This is a genomic window from Paucibacter sp. PLA-PC-4, assembly GCF_026241155.1.
GTDB lineage: Bacteria > Pseudomonadota > Gammaproteobacteria > Burkholderiales > Burkholderiaceae_C > Roseateles_E.
Genome location: NZ_JAPFGP010000005.1, coordinates 120,139 through 137,216, shown reverse-complemented (window position 1 = coordinate 137,216; position 17,078 = coordinate 120,139). Strand labels below are relative to the sequence as shown.

The window sequence follows — 17,078 nt, the reverse complement described above, 5'->3', positions numbered from 1 at the left end:
GCCGGCCCTTTGCTCACCACTGCGTGGTCGGCAAGGTCGCCAGCCCCGTCCAGCGTTTGATCATCGCGGCCAACTGGGCGCGGTTGACCGGTTTGGTCATGAAGTCGTTCATGCCTGCTTGCAGGCAGCGCTCGCGGTCGCTGGCCAGCGTGTCGGCGGTCAGCGCGACGATGGGGGTGCGGCGCCTGCCATCCTGCTCGGTGGCTCTGATGCGCTGGGTGGCTTCGTATCCGTCCATTTGCGGCATATGGCAGTCCATGAAGATGATGTCGTACTGACCCTTGCGCGCCACCGCCTGCGCGGCCTGACCATCGTTGACCACATCGACGTTGCAGCCCAGCATCTTCAGCATGCCCTCGACCACCATCTGGTTGACCGGATCATCCTCGGCGACCAGCACGTTGACGGCCACCGCATTGCCGCCCGCCGTCGCCAAAGGCGCAGCCACCGTCACGGCCTCCTCGTCGGCGATTTGCAGCGGCAGATCGATCCAGAAATGCGAGCCCTGGCCCACATCGCTGTCGACATTGACCTGGCCGCCCATCAGTTCGGTCAGCTCTTTGACGATGGCCAGCCCCAGGCCGCCACCGCCGTGGCGCCGAGTGCTGGAGCTGTCGACCTGGGTGAAGGTATCGAAGATAGTCTCCAGCTGCGAGGCTGGGATCCCGATGCCGGTATCGCGCACGGAGAAACGTACGCGCAGCGGCTGTGCCTCCAGCACCAACACTTCCAGGCGCACACTGCCGCGGTCAGTGAACTTGACTGCGTTGTGCAGCAAATTGACCAGCAGCTGGCGCAGACGCGTCGCGTCGGCCAGCACTCGGGGCGGCAGCTTGACCGACGCGTGCGCCGACAGCGTCACGGGCTTGTCGCGCGTCGTCGTCATTACCAGCTCCAGCGCCTCGCCCACCAGGGCACGCAAGTCCAGCACCACCGGCCGCAGCTCCAGTTTGCCGGCCTCGATGCGCGACAGGTCCAGCACATCGTCGATCAGGCCCAGCAAGGCGGTGGCCGAGTGGTGGGCGGTGTGCACATAGCGCTGCTGAATCGGCGTCAGGGTCGTGCCCATCAGCAGCTCGGCCGCGCCGAGGATGCCGTTCATGGGCGTGCGGATCTCATGGCTGGTGGCCGCCAGGAACTGCGACTTGGCCTGGTTGGCCTGCTCGGCCTGGCGCCGCGCCGCGTCCAGCTCAACGGTCTGCAGTTTCAGCGCATAGGCCTTCTGCTCCAGCTGTTCGACCAACTGGTGGGCTGTTCGCACGGCTTCGCGCGCACGTCGGCGCAGTCGCTCCATGACCAGACCTGTGGCGGCCAGATAGACGCCCAGCAGATACATCGAGGCGGCAATACCCAGGCGTTCGCTCCACAGTGCCCTGGCCGGATCCACGGCGCCGATGCCCAGCCCGTAGGCCAGATAGACCAGCGTGATGACATGGACAAAATAGAAGGCGCGCTTGAAGCCAAAGCCGATCTGGTCGACCACCCGCACCAACATGAAATAGGCGAAGAACAGCTGCCCCTGCTCCAGCAGATAGAGCGTCGGCAGCCAGGCCAACACGTCAAGGTTGAAGAACAGCAGGCTGAGATCAAACGGTCCGCTGCGTCCCCAACCCAAGCGCAGCGCCAGCCAGCCCAGCAGCGCATAAGCCATGTTGAAGAACAGCAGCAGCATCAATTCGGGGCGGGACGACATGCCTCCTGGCACATTGAGCAGCGCGATGACGCTCAGGATGGCGAAGCCCAGCAGGCGCAGTGCAGGCACCTGCTGGGTGTAGAGCCGGCGCGCACGCGCGGCCTTGCGCCGTGCGAGCAGGCTCGCATCCAGCGTGAAGCCGGTATCACCGTCAAGCGCCGTCTTGCTGTCCACAAAGCCCTCGCTGCAAACTCCATGCCGAAATGGCGGATTCGCAGAATACCCGGGCAATCCCTAGTCCGTCGTACTGTTGCCGACGTTTACATCTGGGCTCTCGTGCGCGTGGCGCCCCCTGGCAGTGCCGCTCGGCAGGGTGTCAGGGGCCGCTGCTGTCACCGGTGCTCCCTAGAGTGCGGCGCTCTGCCCACTCTGGAGTCACCCCGATGCGAACCCCTTTTCATGCCGGCCTGCTGGGCCTGGCCCTGCTCGCCGCTGCCACATTGCCGGCCCAAGCCACGGCGCTGAAGACCCTCAATGGCCAGGCACCGTTGGTCGTCGCCCACCGCGGCGCCAGCGGCTACCTGCCCGAGCACACACTGGCCGGCTACGAGTTGGCGATCAAGATGGGGGCGGACTATATCGAGCCCGACCTTCAGCTGACCAAGGACGGCCATCTGGTCGCCATGCACGACACCACGCTCAACCGCACCACCGATGTCGCCACGGTGCTGGGCCGCCGCAACAACGGCTACCGTGTCGCCGACTACACACTGGCCGAGATCAAGCAACTGACTGTCAAGCCCACCGGCACCGGTAAGACCAGCTATCCCGGCTTCACACCCAGCTCGGCCGACGCGTTGCGCGTGCCGACCTTCGCCGAGGTGATCCAGCTGGCCCAGTCGCAGAGCGCGCTGACCGGCCGTACAGTGGGTCTGTACCCTGAGGCAAAGATCGCCGACCCGCTGATGGAGGACAAGATCCTGGCGACACTGGCCCAGCACGGCTATGGCAAGTCAAGCGACGCGGTCTTCATCCAGTCCTTCAGCCTGGACACGATGAAGAACATCCGTGCCAAGCAGCAAAGCTTGGGCATGAGCCTGCAGCAGGTCTTTCTCGGCAACTCGGCCAGCAGTTCCTTCGCCGACATCGCTCAGTACGTCAACGGCATCGGCCCGTCGATCAACGCCAGCGGCGCCAACGCCGTGACCGAGTCCTATATCCAGGCCGCCCATGCCGCGGGCCTGCTGGTGCATGGCTACACCTTCGCGCAGGCCAATGCCGGGCTGGCGGCCGCGCAGTACGACAAGTACTTCGGCTGGGGCATGGACGGCGTGTTCAGCAACTACACCGATCTGGCCGTGAGCGCACGCAACGAGCTGATGGCCGCCGTGCCCGAGCCCAGCAGCTACGCGCTGATGCTGAGCGGTATTGGGCTGCTGGGCTGGGTCGCTCGCCGGCGTCGCCACACGGCCTGAGGCCGGGTTCGGCGCGGTGATCGCGCCGACCGCCTGCCACCGTGCGGCGGCCTCTAGAATCTGCGCGGGAGGTGAGAAGGCCCGTGTACCAGCTGCATGCACAACTCCGCGATTTCCTGCGCCAGGGGCTGTCCATCCATGTCGGCGCCTGTGACGCCAACGGACTGCCGACGCTGAGCCGCGCGCTGGCCGTGCAGCAGCGCCAGGGCGCGCGCCTGGCCCTGCTGCTACCGGCCATGCCCGGGCAGCCCTTGATCGGGGCAGTGGCACAGACGGCCCAAGTGGCTTGCGTGTTCTGCCAGCCCAGCACCCATGTGGCCGTCCAGATCAAGGGGCGCGATGCGCGGGTGGAGTCGGCGCAGACAGCCGACTGGCCGGAGCTGGCGGCCAATCACAAGGACTTCACGAGCGAGATCGGCCTGTTCGGATTCGGACCCGAGTTCGCTGACGCCTGGTTCGACGGTCATGGCGAGGACCTGCAGGTCATCAGCTTCTTGCCCACCGGGGCCTGGAACCAGACGCCCGGGCCTGGCGCCGGGGCGCCGATGGAGCTATTTGCATGAGCACGGCCACACACGGTCGCCGCGCCAGCGACAGCCACGTGCGCCTGGGGGAGATCCGCCGCATGTTCGAGGGCGTGATCCCGGCCGTGCTGTGCAGCGCCTCGGCTGAGGGTGTGCCGCATCTGTGCTACCTGTCGCAGGCCGAGTACGTGGACGAGCAGCATGTGGCCTTGTCGTTCCAGTTCTTCAACCGCAGCCGCCAGAACATCCTGGCCACACGGCGCGCTGCCATCACCGTCGACGACCCCTACACCGCCGCCGGCGTGCGCCTGCAGCTTGAGTACCTGCGCACCGAGAGCGAAGGCCCGCTGTTCGAGCGAATGAAGGCCAAGCTCGCCGGCATCGCCTCGCATTCCGGCATGGACAAGGTCTACCACCTGCGAGGCTCTGATGTCTACCGCGTGCTGGACGTGCAGCGCCTGGGCGGGCGGCGCGAGCTGGCCGCCCCCAAGCCGCGCTGCGATCTGCCCGCCGCCACCCGCCGCCTGAGCGATCGCCTGGCTGCGTGTGGCGAGATGGGCCAGTTGCTCGACGAGGCCATGTCTGGCCTGCAGCAGGAACTCTTGATCGAGCATGCCATGCTGCTGCTGCTGGACCAGCGCAGTCAGCGCCTGTATGCCGTGGCCAGCCATGGCTACGCTGACTCGGGTCTAGGCGCGGAGATGGCTGTAGGCCAGGGCGTGGCCGGCATTGCGGCGCGCGAAGGCGTGGCGCTGCGGGTGGGGCACCTGACCCTGTGGCAGGCCTACTCCCGCGCCATCCGCCAGCGCGCCGAGGATCAGGGTCTGGATAGCGGCGCCGAGGAGATTCCGATGCCTGGTCTGGCCGAGCCGCGCAGCCAGATGGCCGTGCCGCTGAGGCTGCAGGGCCAGGTGCTGGGCGTGCTGCTGTTGGAGAGCGAGCAGGACCAGCACTTCAGCTATGACGACGAGGACGCGGTGAGTGTCATCGCCAACCAGCTGGCCCTGGCCATGAGCCTGCTGCAGAGCAGCGCCGCGGAGGCGCCGCCCGCACCTCGCGCGGCGCCGGCCGCGGCCCCCGACGGCGAGCCTGTGCTGCTGCGCCATTACGCCCATGACGACAGCATCTTCCTCGGCAGCGACTATCTGATCAAAGGCGTGGCCGGCGCCATTTTGGCGCTGCTCGTGCAGGACTGGCTGGCGGACGGCCGGGCCGAGTTCAGCAACCGCGAACTGCGCCTGGACCCCCGCCTGAGGCTGCCCGATGTGGTCGACAACCTAGAGGCCAGACTGCTCCTGCTGCAGCGCCGCCTGGCCGAGCGCGCGACCCCGCTGCGTATTGAAAAAAGCGGCCGGGGGCGCTGGCGTCTGAGCCTGGCCCGCCCGCTGCATCTGGAGCAGCTCGACTAGCTGTCAGGCTGCCAGCGGCTGGCGCAGCGCGGCCTGCAGCTTGGCCCAGGCGCGCGCGTCGAGCTTCTCCTTCGCCAGGTCCAGCACGGCCTGGAACACGGGCGGCGGCGCGCCCTCACGCATGCCCGTCAGCATGCCTGCGCGCTGCTGCGGCGACAGCGCCGGTAGCATCCAGGCCAGGGTCTCGAACATCTCGGCCGGCGGGATGCTGGCCAGCAGGCGGTCGTGCAGGGCCATCAGCTCCTCATCGGTCGCCTGCTGCCACAGGCACAGATGGTGCTCGCTCTCTTCCATATCCATATGCATCAGGTTCTCTGCCATCAGCAAGGACAGTTGGCGGTAGACGCCGGCCGCCTGGGCAGCACTGGGCAGCTTGCGCAGCAGCTTCACTTCTAAGGCCAGCGCGGCCAGCGCTTGCAGATGGTCGTGGTGCTCGCCGCCCGCCCGCTCGGCACTGCCGGGCTGGCGCGACTGCATGAAGGTATGGATGAAGTCGTTCTCGTGCTGCAGATGCTGGCGCAGCAGGGTCAACAGGCCGTCGAGCTGCGAGCTCACCTCGGCCAGCTCGGCAGGGTCCTGCCAGTCAAGTCGGCCCATACGGACGAGCGTGTCACAGAAGAGATGACGCAAGGCCTTGTGGATGGGGCCATACATATCGAAACGCTGGCCTTGAGCGGTGATGCCGGCGGCCGGGGATTGCAAAGACATGATCGAACTGCTCCTGAGGTGAGGCCCGCTCGTTTTCAAGCGGACAGGCAGGGCAGTCTAGGAATCGCAGTGCGCCGGCGCCGCTAAAGCTTTGCTAGCGCTACGCTAAAAAAACACTAAGGGTTTCAGTGCCGATTCAGCCGTGTTTCAGCCGTGTTTCAGACCGGCCCCAGCACGCGCATCGAGTAGTCGACCGCCTTCACATCCTTGGTCAGCCGACCGACGGAAATGCGGTCGACACCGGTAGCGGCGATCCAGCGCAGCTGTGCGAGCTCGACGCCGCCCGAGACTTCCAGCAAGGCCCGGCCTGCCGTCACGGCCACCGCCTCACGCATCATCGCCTCGTTGAAATTGTCCAGCAGCACGCTGAGCGCACCGGCGCCCAGCGCCTCCTGCAGCTCGGCGATGCTCTCGACCTCGATCTGGATGTCCACGCCCGCGTTCAGCGCCTGGGCCGCACGCAGCGCCGCTGCGACGCCGCCGGCCGCCGCGATATGGTTTTCCTTGATCAGGATGCCGGCATAAAGGGCCAGGCGCTGGTTCGCGCCGCCGCCGATGCGCACCGCATACTTCTGCGCCAGGCGCAGACCCGGCAGGGTCTTGCGCGTGTCCAGCACGGCGCACCCGCGTGGATTGGTGCTGGCACCGGCGATCGCGTCGACATGGGCGCGGGTCAGGGTCGCCGTGCCCGACAGCAGTTGAAGGAAGTTCATCGCCGGCCGCTCGGCCGACAGCAGGGCCCGGCCGTCGGCCTCGATCTCGCAGATCACGGTGTCGGCGCTCAAGCGCCCACCTTCCTCACAAAGCCAATCGATGCGGGCCGTCGCATCGAGCGCAGCGAACACTCCGTCGAACCAAGGGCGCCCGCACAGCACCGCAGTCTCGCGCACCCGCAACTGGGCCTTGACGCGGCGACCGGCCGGCACCAGCCGGGCGGTCCAGTCGCAGACGCCGATGTCTTCCATCAGCGCCTCGCGGATGTTGCGTTCGCGGGCTTGGTCCAGGCTCTCGTTGTGATCGAACATCGCTCAGTCGGGGTCTTTGATCGTGAGGCTCAGATTATCCAGGCCCTCGATCACGCCGGTTATCACATCGCCGGGCTTGACCGCGCCGACGCCCTCGGGCGTGCCGGTGTAGATCAAATCGCCCGGGCCCAGGTGGTAGTACTGCGACAGATTGGCGACGATCTCGGGCACGCTCCAGATCATGTCGGACAAATCGCCGCGCTGCTTCTCGACGCCATTGACCGCCAGCGTGATCGCGCCGGCCTTCGGGTGGCCGATATCGCTGGCCGGCACCAGCTCGGTGATCACGGCCGAGTTCTCGAAGCCTTTGCCAATGTCCCAGGGCCGGCCGATGGCCTTGGCCGCGTTCTGCAGATCGCGGCGCGTCATGTCCAGGCCGGCGGCATAGCCCCAGATGGTGGCTTCAGCGTCCTCGGGCGCCACCTTGAAAGCGGGCGCACCGATCGCGATCACCAGCTCCATCTCGTAATGGAAATTGCTGGTGCCGGGCGGGTAGGCGATGCTGGCGCCGGAGGGCACCAGGGCGTTGGCCGGCTTGCTGAAATAGAACGGCGGCTCGCGATCCGGGTCGCTGCCCATCTCGCGGGCATGGGCGGCGTAGTTGCGGCCGACGCAGAAGATGCGGGCGACGGCATAGCGCTGGCGGCTGCCGCGCACGGCCACACTGGGCTGGGGCTCGGGTGGGAAGACGTAGTCATTCATGATGGGCAGGGCGGGGCTGTGGATGACGCAGCATAGCCAAGTCGATGGGGGGCCGAGTTGCGGGCTTTGCGTAGTCGGGCAGCGCGGTGCGCATCCCGGCTACCATCGCGGCCAATGCTGATGTCCAAGTCTCTGCCCGCCCTCGCGCTGCTGGCCCTGCTGGTCGGCTGCGCCAGCCGCGCGCCCGCCCCAATTACCGCGCCGGCCCCGCGACCGACGCCGCCGGCCGGCGGCTGGCCCGCCCGGGACGGCCCCGATGCGGTGATCCCGCCCGATCTGCACAAGGTGCCCGATGCGGCGCCCAAGCTGGAGAACATCCGCAAGGGTGGCCCCAACAAGCCCTACGAGGTGCTGGGCCAGCGCTATCAGCCGATGGCCGGCGACGAGCCGCTGATCGAGCGCGGTCTGGCCTCCTGGTATGGCCGCAAGTTCCACGGCCGACCGACCGCCAGCGGCGAGATCTACAACATGTATGCGATGACGGCCGCGCATCCGACTATGCCCATCCCCAGCTATGCGCGGGTGCGTAATCCGAAGAACGGCCGCGAGATCATCGTCAGAGTCAACGACCGCGGCCCCTTCCATCGCGGCCGCATCATCGACCTTAGCTACACGGCCGCGCTGAAGCTAGACCTGCTGCGCGGGGTCGGCGCGGTCGAGCTGGAGCGGCTGACCTATGAGGACATCCGCACCGGCGCCTGGATGCGCGGCAGCGAGCCCGCCGCGCCGGTCGAGCCGCCGCCCGTCTATGTGGCCAGCGACGCCAGCGGCGCGCCGGCGCTGAGCACCACGGCCAGCGTCGCGGCAGTGCCGCCGGCCGCCATGCCCGCAGCCACGCCCGCTGCGCCCAGCGCCGACCCCGCCGCGCTGCTGGCCGACGAGGCTGCGCTGCCGCAGATCCGCACGGTGGCAGCACCGGGCTTTTGGGTGCAACTCGGCGCGTTCTCGCAGCTGGCCGGTGCCGAGTCCTTTCGGCAGCAGCTGCTGAAGGAGGCCGACTGGATGGCACCGTTGCTGACCGTTTTCAAGGATCGCGCGCTGCACCGCCTGCAGGCCGGTCCCTACCCGACGCGCGAAGACGCGCGCCAGGCGGCCGAGCGCGTGCGCCTGGCGCTGGCGCTGCAACCGGTGGTGGTCGAGCGGCGCTGACCCCCTAGGAAATTTGATCGAGGCTGCATCCGATCTTGGATGCGGGGCGTAAGGACAGCAGGTTGGCATTGGGTCAACCGCCATCCGGAGACGCCTCATGACTTGCAAAGCCCCCTCCCAGGTGCGCCCGCGCGCCACCTTGATCGCACTGGCCGCCGGCTTGATGATGGCCGGCGGTGCCCACGCCTCCAGCCATCGCGAAGCGCCCTTCATCACAACCGTGCCCAAGGTCGATGCCAGCGACTTCTATATGTTCGCCAGCTACGAGTCCGGCCGCAGCGACTATGTGACCGTGATCGCCAACTACTTGCCGCTGCAGGATGCCTATGGCGGTCCGAACTATTTCTCGCTCGACCCGAACGCGCTCTACGAGATCCATATCGACAACAACGGCGATGCCAAGGAAGACCTGAGCTTCCAGTTCCGCTTCAAGAACAAGCTCAACAGCGTGAGCCTGCCGATCGGTGACAAGAACGTCGCGATCCCGCTGATACAGGCAGGGGCGGTCAGCGAGCCGCGCGCCGCCACGCTCAATCTCAACGAGAGCTACTCGATAGAGATCGTGCGCGGTGACCGCCGCAGCGGCAGCCGCCAGGCCGTCAGCAATGCCAGCGGCGGCGGCACCAGCTTCGACAAGCCGGTCGACAACATTGGCATCAAGACCATTGCGGACTACGCCGCCTATGCCGGCAAACATGTGCACAGCATCAACATCCCCGGCTGCGCGATGCCGGGCAAGGTCTTTGTCGGCCAACGCAAGGACCCGTTCGCGGTCAATCTCGGGACGATCTTCGACCTGGTCAATGCCCCAGTTGGCGTGATCACCGACCCGGCCCTGATCGGCGCAGCCAAGAACACCATCGACGACAAAAACGTCACGACCCTGGCGCTGGAGCTGCACAAGAGCTGCCTGACCGCCGGCACTGAAACGGTGATCGGCGGCTGGACCACGGCCAGCCTGCGTCAGGCGCGCGTGCTCGACCCGAGCCCGAAACCGGGGCATCAGAGCACCGAGAAGGCTGGCGGCGCCTGGGTGCAGGTATCGCGCCTGGGCATGCCCCTTGTCAACGAGGTCGTCATCGGCCTGCCCGACAAGGACCGGTTCAACAGCGCCAAGCCCAAGGACGATGGCCAGTTCGCCACCTACGTGACCCACCCGAGCCTGCCGGCCCTGCTGGAGATCGCTCTGGCCCTGCCTGGCACTGCCCCGAAGAACCTGCCGCGCACCGATCTGGTCACGACCTTTCTGACCGGCATCAAGGGCGTCAACCAACCGGCCAACGCGGTGGCCTCGGAGATGCTGAGGCTCAACACAGCGATCGCGCCGGTCCCCTATGCGCAGCAGAACCGGCTTGGCGTGGTCGGCAACATCCTGGCCGGCGGCAGCGACATGGCTGGCTTTCCCAACGGTCGCCGGCCCAAGGACGATGTGGTCGATGTCTCGTTGATCGCTGTGATGGGCGGTCTGTGCATGGCCAATGGCGATACCAATGCACTGGGCTTCGGTGCCGACTGCAAGCCTTCGAATGTGCCGCTGGGCGCCACCTCGCTGAAGCTGCATGACGCGGTTGACCAGGCCACGGCGCCGCTGCTGGCCGGCTTCCCTTATCTGTTCACGCCCGTGGGCGGCACCAAGTAAGGAGCAGGCCATGCGCAATCTCAACAAGACGCTTTTTCTAGGCCTGCTCGCCGGCGCGCTGCTGAGCGCCTGCGGTGGCAGCGATCATGACGACGTGGTCGTTGTGCCACCGCCGACCGGCCCGGCCCAGGTGCCGGACAGCGCGTTAGCCACGTCGGCCAGCTTCACGCAATTCGCGATCGAGCAAAGCCGCAGCAGCAGCGACAGCGCCGAACCGCTGGGCGCCGACAAGGTGTCGGTGCCACCCAGCAGCGAGACCGACGAGCCGGTCTCGTTGGGCTGAGAACGGGGGCGGGGTCATGCGGATCACACTTCTCCTGGCAATGCTGTGCTGCCTGGCCCCGCCGGCCGCCGCCGACCCGCCCTACACGCCGGCCAACGATGCCGAGCTGGTGGAGCGCCTGCCCACCCGGCTCGGCGCCGAGCAGCGCCGCTTGCGCGCACAGCTCGTTGCGGCGCCCGCCACCTTGCCACTGGCGCTGCAACTCGCGCGCGAGGCCATCGACCGCTCACGAGTGCTGGGCGATCCGCGCGAGCTTGGCCTGGCCCAGGCCGCGCTGGCGCCCTGGTGGAGCCAGCCGGCGCCGCCTGCGCCGGTGCGGCTGTTGCGCGCGACGATTGCGCAAAGCCAGCACCGCTTCGATGCGGCGCTCGCCGATCTCGACGCGCTGCTGGCCACGGCTGGCATCTCGCCTGCCATCCAGACCCAGGCCGAGTTGAACCGCGCGGCCCTGCTGCAGCTGCGCGGCCGCCTGTCCGAAGCGCAGGCCGGCTGCCAGCGCCTGGCTGATTCACACAGCGATAGCGTCGCCGCGCTGTATGGCCGGGTCTGCCTGGCCGAGCTGGCCAGCCTGCAGGGCAGGGGCGACGCCGCATCGCGCGAACTGGCGCGGTTGGCCCGCCAGCCCGGTGCACCCGCCGCATGGATCGCGCTGGTGCGCGCAGAGCTCGCACATCGACGCGGCGAGCCGGCGGCCCAGGCGCTGTACCGCAGTGCACTGGAGCTCAATAGCGACGTCTACACCCGCGCCGCCTATGCCGACTGGCTGCTTGAGCACCGACGTTGGCCCGAGGTGATCGCGCTGCTGCAGGGCACAGAGTCGGCCGACGCGTTGCTGCTGCGTCTGGCGATCGCATGGCAGCGCAGCGGCGCTACGGCCCGCGCCAACTCTGCCATGGCCGAGCTGCAGGCCCGTTTCGAGGCCGCGCGGCTGCGCGGCGACGGTGGCCATGAGCGCGAACTCGCTCGCTTCGCGCTGGACCTGCAGGGTGATGCCAAGCTCGCGCTGGCACTTGCCGAGGCGAACTGGGCACAGCAGCGTGAGCCAGCCGACGCGTTGCTGCTGGCTCGTGCGAAGGAGGCCGCTCGATGAAAGCGCTGACATGCCTGTTGTCAGGGCTGCTGTGGCTGTTCGCACTGCCGGCGCTGGCCCACAAGCCCAGCGATGCCTATTTGCGCCTGAGCCTGCAGGGCGCGACGCTGGAGCAGCGCTTGGACATCGCACTTCGCGATCTGGACCGCGAACTGGATCTGGACGCCGATGCCGATGGCGTGCTGCGTTGGGGCGAACTGCGCCAACGCACGGCTGCAATGCAGGCCCTGGCAGAGCAGGGCCTGGACATCGATCTGCGCGATGCCAAAGGCCGGGCCTGCCTGCCCAGCGCGTACCGGCCGCTGCAGATCGCCATGCACAGCGACGGCCGCTATGCGGTGCTGAGCCGCAGCTGGAACTGCGAGAGTGCGGCGCAAGACCTGACCCTGAGCTACCGGTTGTTCGCCGCCAGCGACCCGACCCATCGCGGCATCGCGCGGCTGGAGCGGGGCGCCGAAGCGGCTGTGCTGTTGGTGCTGGCGCCCGATGGCCGGCCTCAGCAGCTCCAACTGGGCGAGGACGCTGCCGCGCTGGGACTCGGCGGCTTCTTCCTCGAAGGTGTTCACCACATCTGGATCGGCGTCGACCACGTGCTGTTCCTGCTGGTGCTGTTGCTGCCGGCGGTGCTGCTGCGGTTGTCGGTCAGTTGGGCTCCGGCCCCGGTGTTGCGACCGGCCCTGGTCGAGGTGGTCGGCGTCGTGACCGCCTTCACCGTGGCTCATTCGATCACGCTGGGCCTGGCCGTCTTCGGGGTCCTGGACCCGCCGTCGCGCTGGGTCGAGTCGCTGATCGCGGCCAGCGTGTTGCTGGCCGCACTGAACAACCTCTACCCGGTGGTCAAGCAAGCGCGCTGGAAGCTGAGCTTCGGCTTCGGCCTGATCCATGGCTTCGGCTTTGCCGGTGCGCTGAGGGATCTGGGCCTGGGTCAGAGCGCGCTGGCCGGGCCGCTCTTGATGTTCAACCTCGGCGTCGAGGCGGGGCAACTGGCCATCGTCGCTGTTTTCGTGCCAATCGCCTGGCGGCTGCGAACGCAGCGCTTGTATGCCCGCTGGCTGCTGGGCGGCGGCTCCTTGCTGGCGGCGGTGCTGGCCCTGGTCTGGCTGCTGGAGCGCGCCTTTGATCTCAGAATGCTGGAGTTGTCATGAAGCACAGAATTGCATTGATGGCTCTGCTGGGGCCCTTAGGCGCGCAGGCCCAGGTCGAGAAGCTCGACAAGGTCGAACTGCTGGGCCATTACCAGCTGGGCCTGGGCCAGGCCAGCGCCGCCAGCGAGGGTTCGGTGCGGGCGAGCCTGATCGAGGCGCGACCGGTGCTGCGGCCGGCCGAGCTGCTGGAGTTCGTGCCCGGCATGATCGTCACCCAGCACAGCGGCGACGGCAAGGCCAACCAGTATTTTCTGCGCGGCTTCAATCTCGACCACGGCACTGACTTTGCAAGCTTTGTCGACGGCATGCCGGTGAATATGGTCAGCCATGCCCATGGCCAGGGCTATAGCGATCTGAACTTCCTGATCCCTGAGTTGGTACAGCGCATCGACTACCGCAAAGGTCCGTACTTCGCCAGCGACGGCGATTTTGCTTCGGCCGGCAGTGCGCGGCTGCGGCTGCGCGACGAGATGGGGCCGGGTCTTGCCAGCCTGACCCTTGGTGGGCACGGCCATGCGCGCGCGCTGTTGGCCGACGGCGGCACCGCCGGTTCTGGGCGCTGGCTGGGCGCTCTGGAGCTGCATGGCAACGACGGCCCGTGGGAAACATCGCAGCGTGCGCGCAAGTTCAGCGGCCTCTTGCGCTACAGCGAACGCACGGCCGAGGGCTCGCGCTCCCTGAGCCTGATGGCCTACCGAAACCGCTGGACCGCGACCGACCAGATCCCGCAGCGCGCGGTCGATGAGGGCAGCCTGGGCCGCTTCGGCAGCGTGGACGCCAGCGACGGCGGCCGCAGCGCACGCTACTCGCTCTCCGGCCAAATCAGCCGCGACTTGGTCAACGGTGATTTGCAGGCCAGTGCTTACCTGATCCACTCACGTCTGAATCTGTTTTCCAACTTCACTTTTTTCCAGGACGACCCGATCAATGGCGACCAGTTCGAGCAGGCCGAGTCACGTCGCGTGCTCGGCGGCGAGCTGAGCCGGCGCTGGCAGTTTCAGTGGGTCGGGGCCGAGCAACAGATCAGCCTGGGCACGCAGGCCCGCCACGACCGGCTGAGCCCCGTGGGCCTGTATGCCACAGCGCGGCGCCAGCGCCTGAGCACCACGCAGCAAAGCCGGGTGCGCGAGAGCAGCCTGGGCGTCTACGCCGAACTCGCCAGCGCCTGGACGCCCTGGCTGCGCAGCGTCGTCGGCCTGCGTGCCGACGCGGCGCGATTTAGGGTCGACAGCTCGATCGCGGCGAACAGCGGCCGCGCCAGCGACCGCCAGCTCAGCCCCAAGCTGTCTGTGGTGCTCGGGCCCTGGGCCAGCACCGAGTTCTTCATCAACTACGGCCGCGGCTTCCACAGCAATGACGCGCGCGGCACTACGGCGCGGCTGTCTCCCAAGGAGGGCGCGTCGATAGACGCAGTGCAAGGTCTTGCCGCTAGTCGTGGTGGCGAGCTTGGCCTGCGCGGCGAGTGGCTGCCCGGCTGGCAGACCAGCCTGGCGCTGTGGCGGCTGGAGTTGGACTCGGAGCTGGTCTTTGTCGGCGACGCCGGCGATACCGAGGCCGCGCGCGCCAGCCGGCGCCAAGGTCTGGAGCTGAACAGCCATTGGCGGCTTGGCCGCGATTGGCAGCTGGACCTGGACTGGGCCGCCTCGCGCGCCCGTTACCGCGACCCGGCCCCTGAGGGCCAGCGCGTGCCCGGCGCGGTCGACAAGGTGGCCTCGCTGGGCCTGAGCTGGGCCGAGCCGGGTGCGCCCTGGTCAGGTCAGCTGCAGCTGCGCCATTTCGGCCCGCGCGATCTGGTCGAGGACGGCTCGCAGCGCTCGCGGGCCACCACCTTGGCTTATGCACGGGCCAGTTGGCGCGCGACGCCACGCGTCACCGTGAGCCTGGATGTCTTCAATCTGTTCGATCGCCGCGCCAGCGACATCGATTATTTCTACGAATCGCGCCTGGCCGGCGAAGCGGCGCCGGTGGCCGACCGACACTTCCACCCGGTCGAGCCGCGCGGCCTGCGCCTGACGGTGGCGATGGCGCTGCGCTGAAGTCCCTGAGGAGGTGTCCGGCATGCCATGATGCCGCCCCATGGATCGCCAGACGCCTCGCCACCCCTTTCATGCTTCACCCGCGCTGCTGGCCGCCCTGCTGGCGGCCTGTGCGCTGCCGCTGCTGATTGCCTACAACCTGACGCCGATGGCGACGCTGTTCAACCAGCTCGCCTCGCTGGCCGGTTGGGGCCTGTGCCTGTACCTGCTGGCACCGACGGGGCAGGAGGGCCTGCGCCCGAATGCCGCACTGCTGGCGTTGGGCCTGCTGCTGCTCGCGGCGCTGGCCGCGCCCAATGGCGCATCGAGCGCCGCTGCGCTGGCCGCAGCGCTGCTGGTGCTGCTGGCCGGCATGCGCGCCGGTGGCGACGATCAGGCGCGCGAACCGGTGATGGACCTGTTCTGCCTGGCCCTGTTGGTGGCTGGGCTGCTGAGTGTCGCGGTGGCCCTGGTCCAGGTGTTCGCGCCGGGTTGGGCCGACGGCAGCGTGATTGCGCGCTCGGGCGTGGTCGGCCGGGCGGTCGGCAATATGCGCCAGCCCAATCATCTGGCCAGCCTGCTGATGTGGGCCTGCGTTGCGGCGGTCTGGCTGGCCAACTCGTGCCGGGGCCGCGCCTGGGCGGCCGCGCTGCCGGCGCTGCTGTTCGCCCTGGTGTTCGCCGTGGTGCTGAGCGCCTCGCGCACCGGCATGATCGGTGTCGGCTTGCTGGCGCTTTGGGGTCTGCTGGACCGCAAGCTCACCAGGCTCTCGCGCTGGGCCCTGGTGGGCACGCCGCTCATGCTAGGCCTGAGCTGGCTGCTGATGTCGGCCTGGGCCGCCAGCTCAGGCCAGGCCTTCGGTGCCGAGTCGCGCTTGGCCGAGGGCGCGGGCTCGCCCTCGCGCCTGGCCATCCTGGCCAATGCCGGGCGCTTGCTGCAGCAATACCCGCTGACGGGCGTGGGCTGGGGCGAGTTCAATCTGGCCTGGACCATGACACCCTTCCCGGGTCGGCCCACGGCCTTCTTCGACCACACGCACAACCTGCCGATGCAGCTGCTGGTGGAGCTGGGCTGGCCGCTGGGCCTGCTGGTGATCGCGTTGCTGCTGTGGTCGGTCTGGCGTGCGTTCCGCTCCAGTCTGCGGGCACCTGACGGCGAGGCGCCGCTGCTGCGCTGTGCCTTCATGATCGTGCTGATGATCGGCCTGCACAGCCTGCTGGAGTACCCGCTGTGGTACGTCTACTTCCTGCTGCCGGCGGCGTTCGCGCTTGGGCTGTGTCTGGGTGCCGCCGCGCTGACTAAAGCCGGGCAAGGTCTGGCTCTGCCGGACGGGGCTCTGCGCGCGGCCGGTGTGCTGATGATCGCTGGCAGTGCCTTCGCGCTGTGGGACTACCTGCGCGTGGTCGAGATCTATATGCCGCCGGCGCAGGCCGCGCCGCTGGAGCAGCGCATCGCGCGCGGGCAGCGCAGCCTGTTCTTCGGCGCGCAGGCCGACTACGCGGCCGCCACCAGCCTGCCCGCCGGCCCCGTTGCGCTAGAGGCGACCCGTCGCACCGCCCACCAGCTCATCGACACGCGGCTGATGATGGCCTGGGCCAAGTCCTTGCACGCCAGTGGAGATACTGACCGGGCCCGCTACGTCGTGCAGCGTCTGCGTGAGTTCCGCAACAAGCAGGCTGAGGACTGGCTGGCCGAATGCGAGGAGCCCGAAGTCAGGGCCCTGAAACCCCCGCCCTTCCAGTGCGAGGGACCGTCGCGCGACTACGACTTCAGGGAGATGCGCTGAGCAGCGGCGCGGCCGACCAGTCGCCGCTCTTGCCGCCCTGCTTCTGAAGGACGCGGATCTCGCCCATCACCATGCCGCGATCGGCGGCCTTGCACATATCGTAAATCGTCAGCAGCCCGATCTGCACCGCCGTCAAGGCCTCCATTTCGACGCCGGTTCGGCCCAGCGTCTCGACCTGGGCCGTGCATTTGACGCTTGAGCCCGCTGCGTCGATCTCGAACTCGACCGCCACGCGGGTGATCGGCAGAGGGTGGCATAGCGGGATCAACTCGGCGGTGCGCTTGGCCGCCTGGATCGCCGCGATGCGTGCGATGCCCAGCACATCGCCCTTCTTGGCCGTGCCGCTGGTGATCAGGGCCAGCGTGGCGGGCAGCATGCGGATGCGGCCTGAAGCGCGTGCGATGCGATGGGTTTCGGCCTTGGCCGACACATCGACCATATGGGCCTGTCCCTGGGCGTCGAAGTGGGTGAGTGCGGAAGTCATGGCAGCGGCAA

15 protein-coding genes are annotated in these 17,078 nt (G+C 68.0%); 10 read left to right on the top strand and 5 right to left on the bottom strand.

From position 1 onward, the window contains the following. Nucleotides 1–13: 13 nt before the first annotated feature. On the bottom strand, nucleotides 14–1,867 hold the full coding sequence (locus OOZ63_RS09710; RefSeq protein WP_266005244.1) for an ATP-binding protein: 1,854 nt from the start codon (nucleotides 1,865–1,867) through the stop codon (nucleotides 14–16). Nucleotides 1,868–2,076: 209 nt separating this feature from the next. Here OOZ63_RS09710 and OOZ63_RS09705 point away from each other — a divergent pair, with 209 nt between their 5' ends. The 3 genes from OOZ63_RS09705 to OOZ63_RS09695 all read left to right on the top strand — a co-directional run bounded on the left by OOZ63_RS09705 (nucleotide 2,077) and on the right by OOZ63_RS09695 (nucleotide 5,041). Then, a complete protein-coding gene (locus OOZ63_RS09705) occupies nucleotides 2,077–3,108 on the top strand; it encodes a glycerophosphodiester phosphodiesterase family protein (RefSeq protein ID WP_266005243.1) in 1,032 nt (343 codons plus the stop codon). 83 nt (nucleotides 3,109–3,191) lie between these two features. Beyond that, nucleotides 3,192–3,671: a hypothetical protein gene (locus OOZ63_RS09700; RefSeq protein WP_266005242.1), complete on the top strand. Its 480-nt coding sequence runs from the start codon at nucleotides 3,192–3,194 to the stop codon at nucleotides 3,669–3,671. After that, nucleotides 3,668–5,041, top strand: coding sequence for a GAF domain-containing protein (locus tag OOZ63_RS09695; protein ID WP_266005241.1), 1,374 nt, complete (start codon nucleotides 3,668–3,670; stop codon nucleotides 5,039–5,041). Before OOZ63_RS09700 ends, OOZ63_RS09695 begins: the two co-directional genes overlap by 4 nt. 3 nt (nucleotides 5,042–5,044) lie before the next feature. On the opposite strand, the gene OOZ63_RS09690 is transcribed toward OOZ63_RS09695, so the two are convergent. The 3 genes from OOZ63_RS09690 to OOZ63_RS09680 all read right to left on the bottom strand — a co-directional run bounded on the left by OOZ63_RS09690 (nucleotide 5,045) and on the right by OOZ63_RS09680 (nucleotide 7,476). Further along, nucleotides 5,045–5,749, bottom strand: a complete 705-nt coding sequence (locus OOZ63_RS09690; RefSeq protein ID WP_266005240.1) for a hypothetical protein — start codon at nucleotides 5,747–5,749, stop codon at nucleotides 5,045–5,047. 158 nt (nucleotides 5,750–5,907) lie between these two features. After that, the gene (nadC, locus tag OOZ63_RS09685) at nucleotides 5,908–6,774 is read right to left on the bottom strand and encodes a carboxylating nicotinate-nucleotide diphosphorylase (protein WP_266005239.1); all 867 of its coding nucleotides are present in this window, start codon (nucleotides 6,772–6,774) and stop codon (nucleotides 5,908–5,910) included. A 3-nt stretch (nucleotides 6,775–6,777) separates the two neighbouring features. After that, nucleotides 6,778–7,476: a fumarylacetoacetate hydrolase family protein gene (locus tag OOZ63_RS09680; RefSeq protein WP_266005238.1), complete on the bottom strand. Its 699-nt coding sequence runs from the start codon at nucleotides 7,474–7,476 to the stop codon at nucleotides 6,778–6,780. Between the two features lie 120 nt (nucleotides 7,477–7,596). On the opposite strand from OOZ63_RS09680, the gene OOZ63_RS09675 reads away from it, so the two are divergent. The 7 genes from OOZ63_RS09675 (at nucleotide 7,597) to OOZ63_RS09645 (ending at nucleotide 16,583) form a co-directional block, all read left to right on the top strand. Beyond that, a complete protein-coding gene (locus OOZ63_RS09675) occupies nucleotides 7,597–8,625 on the top strand; it encodes a septal ring lytic transglycosylase RlpA family protein (protein ID WP_266005237.1) in 1,029 nt (342 codons plus the stop codon). Nucleotides 8,626–8,722: 97 nt separating this feature from the next. Further along, a complete protein-coding gene (locus tag OOZ63_RS09670) occupies nucleotides 8,723–10,264 on the top strand; it encodes a DUF4331 domain-containing protein (RefSeq protein WP_266005236.1) in 1,542 nt (513 codons plus the stop codon). Nucleotides 10,265–10,274: 10 nt separating this feature from the next. Further along, entirely contained in the window at nucleotides 10,275–10,547 is a 273-nt protein-coding gene (locus OOZ63_RS09665) for a hypothetical protein (RefSeq protein WP_266005235.1), read from the top strand. Nucleotides 10,548–10,563: 16 nt separating this feature from the next. Next, nucleotides 10,564–11,637 carry a hypothetical protein gene (locus tag OOZ63_RS09660; RefSeq protein WP_266005234.1) on the top strand — a complete coding sequence of 358 codons (1,074 nt, stop codon included), beginning with the start codon at nucleotides 10,564–10,566 and terminating at the stop codon, nucleotides 11,635–11,637. Further along, on the top strand, nucleotides 11,634–12,782 hold the full coding sequence (locus OOZ63_RS09655; protein WP_266005233.1) for a HupE/UreJ family protein: 1,149 nt from the start codon (nucleotides 11,634–11,636) through the stop codon (nucleotides 12,780–12,782). Before OOZ63_RS09660 ends, OOZ63_RS09655 begins: the two co-directional genes overlap by 4 nt. Next, nucleotides 12,779–14,818 carry a TonB-dependent receptor gene (locus OOZ63_RS09650; RefSeq protein WP_266005232.1) on the top strand — a complete coding sequence of 680 codons (2,040 nt, stop codon included), beginning with the start codon at nucleotides 12,779–12,781 and terminating at the stop codon, nucleotides 14,816–14,818. The genes OOZ63_RS09655 and OOZ63_RS09650 overlap by 4 nt, the downstream gene beginning before the upstream one ends. Nucleotides 14,819–14,858: 40 nt before the next feature. Next, a complete protein-coding gene (locus tag OOZ63_RS09645) occupies nucleotides 14,859–16,583 on the top strand; it encodes a PglL family O-oligosaccharyltransferase (RefSeq protein ID WP_266005231.1) in 1,725 nt (574 codons plus the stop codon). Here the strand turns inward: OOZ63_RS09645 and moaC are convergent. Next, the gene (moaC, locus tag OOZ63_RS09640) at nucleotides 16,567–17,067 is read right to left on the bottom strand and encodes a cyclic pyranopterin monophosphate synthase MoaC (protein WP_266005230.1); all 501 of its coding nucleotides are present in this window, start codon (nucleotides 17,065–17,067) and stop codon (nucleotides 16,567–16,569) included. The genes OOZ63_RS09645 and moaC overlap by 17 nt on opposite strands. Nucleotides 17,068–17,078: the final 11 nt, after the last annotated feature.